The organism is Geoalkalibacter sp. (assembly GCF_030604225.1).
Taxonomy (GTDB): domain Bacteria; phylum Desulfobacterota; class Desulfuromonadia; order Desulfuromonadales; family Geoalkalibacteraceae; genus Geoalkalibacter.
This window is the reverse complement of sequence record NZ_JAUVWH010000134.1, coordinates 1-8,120: the sequence shown is the minus strand read 5'-3', so window position 1 is coordinate 8,120 and position 8,120 is coordinate 1. Positions and strand designations below refer to the sequence as shown.

General features: G+C 64.8%; 6 protein-coding genes. All 6 read right to left on the bottom strand.

Going from position 1 to position 8,120, the window contains the following annotated elements; all coding sequences use genetic code 11:
• Nucleotides 1–285 precede the first annotated feature (285 nt).
• The 6 genes from QAT43_RS12785 to QAT43_RS12760 all read right to left on the bottom strand — a co-directional run bounded on the left by QAT43_RS12785 (nt 286) and on the right by QAT43_RS12760 (nt 8,091).
• A complete protein-coding gene (locus QAT43_RS12785) occupies nt 286–2,538 on the bottom strand; it encodes a methyl-accepting chemotaxis protein (RefSeq protein ID WP_305043470.1) in 2,253 nt (750 codons plus the stop codon).
• 199 nt (nt 2,539–2,737) lie between these two features.
• Nucleotides 2,738–3,919 carry an NrfD/PsrC family molybdoenzyme membrane anchor subunit gene (nrfD, locus tag QAT43_RS12780; RefSeq protein WP_305043469.1) on the bottom strand — a complete coding sequence of 394 codons (1,182 nt, stop codon included), beginning with the start codon at nt 3,917–3,919 and terminating at the stop codon, nt 2,738–2,740.
• Nucleotides 3,912–4,820 (bottom strand): hydrogenase 2 operon protein HybA, encoded by a 909-nt coding sequence (hybA, locus tag QAT43_RS12775; RefSeq protein WP_305043468.1) that lies wholly within the window; start codon nt 4,818–4,820, stop codon nt 3,912–3,914. The genes nrfD and hybA overlap by 8 nt, the downstream gene beginning before the upstream one ends.
• A 4-nt stretch (nt 4,821–4,824) precedes the next feature.
• Entirely contained in the window at nt 4,825–5,925 is a 1,101-nt protein-coding gene (locus QAT43_RS12770) for a hydrogenase small subunit (RefSeq protein ID WP_305043467.1), read from the bottom strand.
• Between the two features lie 61 nt (nt 5,926–5,986).
• Entirely contained in the window at nt 5,987–6,535 is a 549-nt protein-coding gene (locus QAT43_RS12765; RefSeq protein ID WP_305043466.1) for a hydrogenase maturation protease, read from the bottom strand.
• Entirely contained in the window at nt 6,532–8,091 is a 1,560-nt protein-coding gene (locus tag QAT43_RS12760) for a nickel-dependent hydrogenase large subunit (protein WP_305043465.1), read from the bottom strand. Before QAT43_RS12760 ends, QAT43_RS12765 begins: the two co-directional genes overlap by 4 nt.
• Nucleotides 8,092–8,120: the final 29 nt, after the last annotated feature.

Below are 8,120 nucleotides of genomic sequence, written 5' to 3'. Positions count from 1 at the left end.
TGCCAGGTATTGACCAGGGTGCCGATGCCGAAGGCCAGAACCAGGATCACCGCCAGAAACCCGCCGACCTTGGCCTGAATGCTGTTGAATCGCGCTGCCATTTTTCTCCTCCCCTTCCTGTTGCTGCGTGGGTGCAGACATTAGCAAGAGCCAACTTAGCACCCTTTTCGGCAAAATTCAAAGAAAAATTTAATTTAGAAAATTTTTTCTCAAAAAAAGTGGGGCGCCCCGCGAGGCGCCCCAAGATTGAGAATTTAATGCTTGATGTGGTTGATCTCTCGCGCCTCAATATCGCCCGAACTCATCGTCATCCAGGGCGATGGTCGGAGGCGCGGCCTTGGTCGACTTGTCGTCACCCTGGCCGCCCCAGGCGGCCGGCGACGCCGGCGAGGCAAGATGTGCTTGCCCTTGCGCCGCCGCGGGGGCCGGAGCCGAGAAACCACCCTGCCCCTTGAGGCGGAAGCGCTGCAAGAGTTGGCGCAGTTGGGCCGCCTGGCCGGAGAGCTCCTGCGCCGCCGCCGCCGATTCCTCGGCGCTGGCGGTATTCTGCTGGGTCACCTGGTCGATCTGGCCCAAGCCGGTGTTGACCTGGCCGATGCCCTCGGCCTGCTCGCTTGCGGCCGCCGCGATCTCACCCACCAGGTCACTGACCTTGGTGATGCCCGTGGCGATCTCGTCCAGGGCCGCCGCCGTCTCCTCGGCGATGTCCTCGCCCTGGCGGGTCTTGCCCACGGAGGACTCAATGAGCTCGGCGGTTTCCTTGGCGGCCTTGGCGCTGCGCGCCGCGAGGTTGCGCACCTCCTCGGCCACCACCGCGAAGCCCTTGCCGTGCTGGCCGGCGCGCGCCGCCTCGACGGCCGCGTTCAAAGCGAGCAGGTTGGTCTGAAAGGCGATCTCGTCGATGGTCTTGATGATTTTGCTGATATCGCCGCTCGCCGCGCTGATTTCGCCCATGGCCTGCACCATGGACTGCATGCGAGCGCGGCCGCGCTCGGCGGATTGCTTGGCATCATCGGCCAGGCGGTTGGCCTGGCGGGCGTTCTCGGCGCTCTGCGTGGTCTGGGAGGCCATCTGATTCACCGACGCGGAGATCTCCTCCAGGGAACTGGCCTGCTCCGTGGCCCCCTGGGACAAGGACTGGCTGGCGTCAGCCACCTGCCCGGCGCCCGTGGCGATCTGCTCGCCGGAACCCTGGATTTGGCGCACCATGGCATTGAGGTCGTCGCTGAGTTTTTTCAGCGCGCCGCGCACCACATCGCGCCCGTCGCGCGGCCGCGCCTCGAAGTCGAGGTTGCCGGCGGCGAGCTTTTGCAGGGCGTCGACCACCTCGTGCTGGAGATTGTCGGCCAACTCGTCCATGGTGCGCGCCATCTGTCCCAGCTCGTCCTTGCGCGTGAGGCGCAGGCGCCGGTCGAGGTGGCCGTGCTCGATCTCGCCGACCATCTCCATGACCGCGCGGATCGGGCGCACCGTGCGCTGCGCCGTCCACCAGGCGAACAGGCCGGCGGCTAGGGCGATCAGACCGCCGAGACCCAGCAGGTAACCCTGCATGCGCGCGAAGGAGGCCCCGATCATCTCGCTGGCGGCGAGAATTTCGCGCTCCGGCACGGTGGCGCCGATCAGCCAGTCGAAGGGCGCGAAATAGATAAAATCGAGCATCATGCGCTCTTGGGCGCCGCTCAGGGTGCTGGTGAAGGTAAAGTATTCCTCCTGGGGATTCCCGGGGTCGGCCATCCCTTTGTCCGCCAGGACATTGAACACCGAGCGGCCCTCCACATCGCGCAGTTCGAGCATGCTCTGGCCGTTGCGCTTGCCTTCGGGCGAAACCACATACTGCCCGCGCTTCTCGCCGCCGGCCTGAATCACCCAGAAATAGCCGCTGTCGCCGACGCGCAGGGTCTCCAACTGCGCGCGGATCGCCGCCAGCGCGGCTTCCTCGCCGCGATAATCGTACAGCGCATCCATCTCGTCGATGAACACCCCCGGCGCGAGAATCAGATCCAAGGGCTCGAAATAGCGGTAATACACGGCCTTGTCGCGCTGGGCGGTAACCGCGTGATAAACGATGTAACCTTCCTTCTCGCGACGCATTTCGTCGATATGGGCGCTGCCGGCGAGATTGCGCCCCTCGCTGCTGCCATGGATGGTCAGGGTGCCGGCACTGTCCATGGCGAAGGCCTCGCCCGTCGCGGCGATTTTTTCCGCGAGCACCGCCTCGCGAATCTTCGCCCAGGCTTCCTCGCGCGGCAGGCTTTCGTGATAGCGCCGCGCCTTCTCATACAGGCTGTCGGCGGAGGCGCGCAGATAGTTGCGAATGGCGGTCTCGCGCTGCTGGTCGCGGCTGATGCGGTAATTGTCGACCAGGGAAATGGCGCCGTCGATGAGCGCCTCCAGGCGCCCGTTGACCAGTTCCTCAACCTGCTCCGCCACCTGCGTTTCGGTCTGCGCGGCAAAATAGCGCGTGAAGCCCAGGGTCAGGAACAGGGGGATGAGAACCGCCGCGACGATGATGATCAGCTGTTTGTACTTGATGGACATGACGGGAACCCTCCGAGGTTTTCAATAACGGAGCCTAATTTCTCCGATTCCGCCGAAAAATGTCAAGCCATTTTAAAATTTATTTTAATAAAACGACGTTTACCTTGTAGACGCGCAGGCAAAAAGACGGGGAGCGATCTTGCGACCGCTCCCCAGTGACCAAAACCAGGCGGGGCGTGACAGCAGCGTGCGGGGGGGGTTAGTGCTGCTGTTCGAGAATCGGCAGGTAGTTGACGGCGAGCTTGTAGAGAAACACGCCGAAGGCGACGAAACCAAAGGTCACGGCGAACTCGCCCACGGACGGAAAGTAGTTCCAGCCCGGGCCCATGTCCATGCCGATGAGAAACACGTTGAAGCGGTAGACCACCACGCCGAGGATCACCGAGCAGGCCGCGAGAAACAGCTTGACGCCGTGAAAGCGCACGCCCTTGTTCATGAGAGCGGCGCAGGGGATGATGAACAGCGCCATCTCCACCCAGAAGGCGTAGGCGTAGGTGCCCGGCACGAAGGCCGCGGCCAGGGCGCCGCGCCAGGCCAGGTCGCCGAAGCGCGCCAGCAGGAAGGCGCCGAGAAACCAGGGGATGAACTTGGCGAAATCACCGATGAGGTGGATCTCCGATTTGCGGTTGAAGAAATAGGTGGCGAGGCTGGCCTCGAATACCACCATGGACGGCCCCACGGCGATGGCCGACATGAGAAACAGCAAGGGCGACCAGGGCGTGAACCACAGCTCGTGGAGCTTGTAGGGGGCGATAAGCATCATGGTGCCCAGGGACGACTGATGGCCGAAGGACAGCACCACCCCGCCCAGCACGAAGAACACCGCCACCTTGCCCATGACCTTGTCGGCCACCTGCAAAAAGGCATTCACCAGGCCGTTGAACCGGCCGAGCAGGCCGGGCAGGCTGACCTTGTCCTTGTACTCCTCGACCACCGCCGGCACGTTCTCCACCGCCAGCACGCTCAGGTAGAGCATGACGCACCAGGCCACCTCGAAGAGCACCGAGTTGCCGTTCCAATAGATCAGGGCGTGCCAGATGTAATACCAGCGCCCCAGGTCGAACATGACCGCCATGCCCACCAGCATGTAGCCGATGAAGGCGGTGAGAATCGCCGGGCGCAACAGGGCGTGGTATTTGTGCTTGCCGAAGATCTCCACGATCAGGCAGGTGGTGAAGCCGCCCGCCGCCAGGGCCACCCCGCAGGCGACATCGAAGGCGATCCACATGCCCATGGGATAATTGGGGTTGAGGTTGGTCACGGAGCCGAAACCGTGAAAGAAGCGAAAATAGGAAAACACCGCGGCGCCGGCCATGAAAAAGACCAGCAGCGCCACATTGGGCGTCCAGAATTTGCCGCGCAGGGCCACCGCCTTACTCATGTTCCGTCCCTCCCTTGAGCTTGTTGCGCCGCTGATTGAAGGCCAGGATCCCGCCCAGGGCGGCGTAAATGGCCACCGGCGGAATAAAGTACTTGAACACCCCGTGCTGGATGGATTCGGTGAGGCGCGGCGGCGCGATGTAGCCGAAGGCCGGCAGGCCCAGGCTGGCGAAGCCCACCTTGGGCTTGGTCAGGTAGAGCACGTTGGTGCCGCCCACCTCGTTCTCGCCGTAGACGTGGGGATCGTACTTCTCGGGATGCGCGGCGATGCGCGCGCGGGCCATGCGCAGCAGCTCGTCGCGATGGCCGAAGGTGATGGCGTCGGCGGGGCAGACCTCGGCGCAGGCCGTCGGCTTTCCCTTGGTCAGGCGCGTGTCATGGCACAGGGTGCACTTGCTGATGTCGGGGATGGCCTTGTGCCACTCGAACTGCGGCACGTTGTAGGGACAGGCCACCATGCAGTAGCGACAGCCCATGCACTTGCCGCCGTCCCAGGTCACCGCGCCCTCCTTTTCCTTGACGAAGGCGCCCACCAGGCAGGCCGACTTGCACGCCGGATCAAGACAGTGCATGCACTGCTGCTTGACGAAGGTGGCCTCGCCGCTCTGCTCGTCGCGGTGCATCTTGATCAGGGTATAGGTGCTGTCGGACAGGGCGCGCGGCGAATCGTAGAGGGCGCCGCCATCCTCCAGGGTGCCTTCGGAAGGCAACTCGTTGACTTTTTTGCACGCCGTCTGGCAGGCCTTGCAGCCGATGCAGCGGGTCGAGTCGTTGAGCATCCCGTAGCCGGGATCGGCGGGCAGCGCCGGCCCCGAAGCCTGGGCCGGGGTGGAGAGGGCCGCGCAGGCCCCCGCCCCGGTCACCGCCGCGACCTTGAAGAAGTTTCTGCGATTGATTCCCATGCCCTTACTCCTTCTCGTCGAGGTCCTGTTTGGCTTCGGCGGAGCGCTTGCGCAGGATGTTCATGCCCGCGGCGCCCACGGCGACCCCGGCCAGCGCGCCGTAGGTCGGCGAGAAATCCACGTTCTGGCGCTGCTCGGTGTGAATCGGCGGAAAGGCCGCCGGGGGCGTGGCGTTCTGCACCGGCACCGGCGCGAACAGGGATCCTTCGTAGGGGAATTCCGGCTCGACACAGCCGATGCAGGGATGGCGGTTGTCGAGGCAGTAGTTGGTGCCCGAGTTGAATTTCTTCTCCGGGCAGTTGGCGCGCGCCACCGGCCCCTTGCAGCCCAGCTTGTACAGGCAGTAGGGATCGCCCCAGTGCTGGGCGAAACGCCCCGCGTCGAAATGGCCGCGCAGGGGGCAGTTGTCGTGAATCAGCTTGCTGAAGAACATCCTGGGCCGCAGGTGTTCGTCGAGTTCGATGGAGGCGGGGCCGGCGAGCAGATAGGCGGCCAGGGTGCCGACGAACCAGTCGGGATGGATGGCGCAGCCGGGGATGTTGATGACCGGCGTGGTGATGCCCTTCCGTTGGAAATATTCGGCCACGCCGATGGAGCCGCTCGGGTTCATGTTGGCCTTGTTGACCCCGCCGAAGGCCGCGCAGGAGCCCACGGCGATGACCGCCTGGGCCTTGGGCCCGAGCCGGTCCATGTGCTCGGTGCTGGTGATGCCGTGGTGGTCCTTCTCGCCGACCTCGCACATGCGCGGATCCTTGGTGATGATGGAGCCCTCCACCACCAGCAGGAAGGGTTTGGCCTCGGCGGCGTACATGGCCTCCATGGCCAGGTCGCCGGCGGCGGCCATGACCGTCGAATGAAAGGCCAGCTCGGTGTGGTGACCGGGCACCACCTGATCGAGAAGCACGTCCTGAATGCGCGGCGAGAGGCTGTTGAGCAGACTCACCGAGCAGCCCGAGCAGGCGCCGGTGGCCAGCCAGATGATGGGCGTGTGCTTGATGGCGTCGGCGAAGGCCTTCTTCAGCAGCGGGTTTTCAAAGATATTGACGCCCAGGGCCGCGGCGGTGCCGGCGGAGAACTGAAGAAATCTGCGTCTGGAAAGTGCCATGATGGATCTCCTCCAAAGGGAAAATTGTCAGGTCGGGGCGAGGCACGCCTCACCCTGGTCTTTACAAGCCAAGCTCCTTTTTCACCAGCTTGACCGCCCCCGAAACCGCGGCCTCGACCTCCGGCGTCAAGCCGATGCCCAGGGCGGTGGAACCGGGCTGCACGCCGATCACCACGGCGCTTCTGGGGCGACAGCCCACCAGTTCGCCGAGCTTGAGGGTTTCCAGCAGCCCCGCCTGGTGCAGGCTGGTCGTGGGAAGCGCCTCGGCCTCGACCTCCTCGGGGCTGAAGCGGTAGAGGGTGCCGGGAGCCCGGCCGCCCTGCACCGCGTCGATGACGATGAGCCGTTCGCGGCCGTGAAACACGTCCATCAGGTCGATGATGGAGGTGCCGGCGTCGAAGAGCTCCACCGCGTCGGGCAGATCCTCCTCGGCCAGAACCCTGAGCACCGCGTCGGCGAAGCCGTCGTCCCGGCGCAGGATGTTGCCCACGGCCATGACCAGGACGGGGGCGCGGTCGATGTCCCGTAGGGGCGAGGCGTTGCCTCGCCCTGGGCGACCCGCCGGGTTGGCCCTACGCACCCCAGGGTGATCGCAGGTCCCGGCGCTCATTCCGGCGCCACCACGAAGCGACCGAGGTCGCGCCCCTTGGGCGTGATCACATGCACCGCGCAGGACAGGCAGGGATCGTAGGAGCGCACGATGCGCACCAGCTCGAAGGGGTTTTGCTCATCGCGCACGCGGGTGCCGATGAGGGACTGCTCCACGGGGCCGGGCACGCCCTTGGCATCGGCGGGGCCCATGTTCCAGGTGGTGGGCACCACCGCCTGGTAGTTCTTGGTCTTGCCGTCTTCCACCACGATCCAGTGGCCCAGGGCGCCGCGCGGCGCCTCGTGTAGGCCCATGCCGCGATTGTTGACATCCAGCTGATACTCGGCGCACACCGGCTGGCCGGGCTGGAGTTCGAGCACCCACTGCTTGAGTTTTTGCGCCACCAGCTTGCACTCGATGGCACGCGCCGCGTGGCGGCCAAGCACCGAGAAGAGCGCCTCGGGACCGGCGCTGAACTGGCCGAGCACCCCGTTGACCTGACCCTGCACCTCGGCGTGACCGGCGGCGTAGGCGGCGAGCATGCGCGCCAGGGGGCCGACTTCCATGACCTCTCCGGCATAGCGCGGCGACTTGCACCAGCTGTAGGCGCCGGCCTTGTCGCGATCGGGCTCGGTGCTGCCGTCATAGGGGTGCACCGGGCCGGTGTCGCGATACCAGCTGTTTTCCACCTGCTCGGTGATCTGATTGGGATCGACGGGGCGCAGCCTGAGATCGGCGCCGACGATGCCCTGGGGCAGCCAGCGCTTGCGCTTGGTCAGGTCGGGGTGGTGGTCGAGATCGAAGACGCCGAAGGACATGAACTGCTTGCACCCGCCGCCGATGCCGAAATAATCGCTGTAACGGCGCGCCACCATGAGCACGTCGGGCAGGTAGCGATGGTCGATGAAGTCGCACAGCTGCTCGATCTTCCACAGGTAATTGGCGATTTTGTCGACGGTCGGCTCGGCGGTGACGCCGCCGGCGACGATGGACATGTTGTGCGGCATCTTGCCGCCGAACACCGCCAGCGCCTCATGGGCGAGGCGCCGCAGGTTGAGGGCCTCGACGTAATGAGCGACGGCGGCGCGGTTTTCCTCCTTGCTCAGCCGGTAATCGCCCTCGTAGCGCGGCAGGAAAGGGCCGAGATGGCCGCGGGAAATGAATTCCTTGACTTTTTTCAGGGTCGGATCGGAGCCGTTGTAATCGGCCACGGCGGTGACATCGACGTAGTCGAGGGCGGCGAGCTGATAGAAATGCAGGATGTGCGACTGCACGTAGTTGGCGCCCTGAATCAGGTTGCGCAGGATGCGGCCGTTGGCGGGGATGTTGCCGTTGACCCCGTAGGCCTCGTCCAGGGCGAAGGTCGCGCTCAGCCCGTGGGAGGTGGGACACACTCCGCAGATGCGCTGCATGATGCGCGCGGCATCGCGCGGGTCGCGCCCGAGGAGGATGTTCTCCAGCCCGCGGTACATCATGCCCGAGCTTCGGGCTTCCTTGACCACGCCGTTGTCAACCACCGCCTCGATTTTGAGGTGGCCTTCGATACGGGTGACCGGATCGATGACGATTTTTCCCATAATCCCTCTCTCCTGAAAAAATGTGATGG

Coding starts and splice junctions, on each gene's coding strand:
- QAT43_RS12760 (WP_305043465.1), bottom strand. CDS start 8,091: ATGGGAAAAATCGTCATCGATCCGGTCACCCGTATCGAAGGCCACCTC.
- hybA (WP_305043468.1), bottom strand. CDS start 4,820: ATGGGAATCAATCGCAGAAACTTCTTCAAGGTCGCGGCGGTGACCGGG.
- nrfD (WP_305043469.1), bottom strand. CDS start 3,919: ATGAGTAAGGCGGTGGCCCTGCGCGGCAAATTCTGGACGCCCAATGTG.
- QAT43_RS12765 (WP_305043466.1), bottom strand. CDS start 6,535: ATGAGCGCCGGGACCTGCGATCACCCTGGGGTGCGTAGGGCCAACCCG.
- QAT43_RS12785 (WP_305043470.1), bottom strand. CDS start 2,538: ATGTCCATCAAGTACAAACAGCTGATCATCATCGTCGCGGCGGTTCTC.
- QAT43_RS12770 (WP_305043467.1), bottom strand. CDS start 5,925: ATGGCACTTTCCAGACGCAGATTTCTTCAGTTCTCCGCCGGCACCGCC.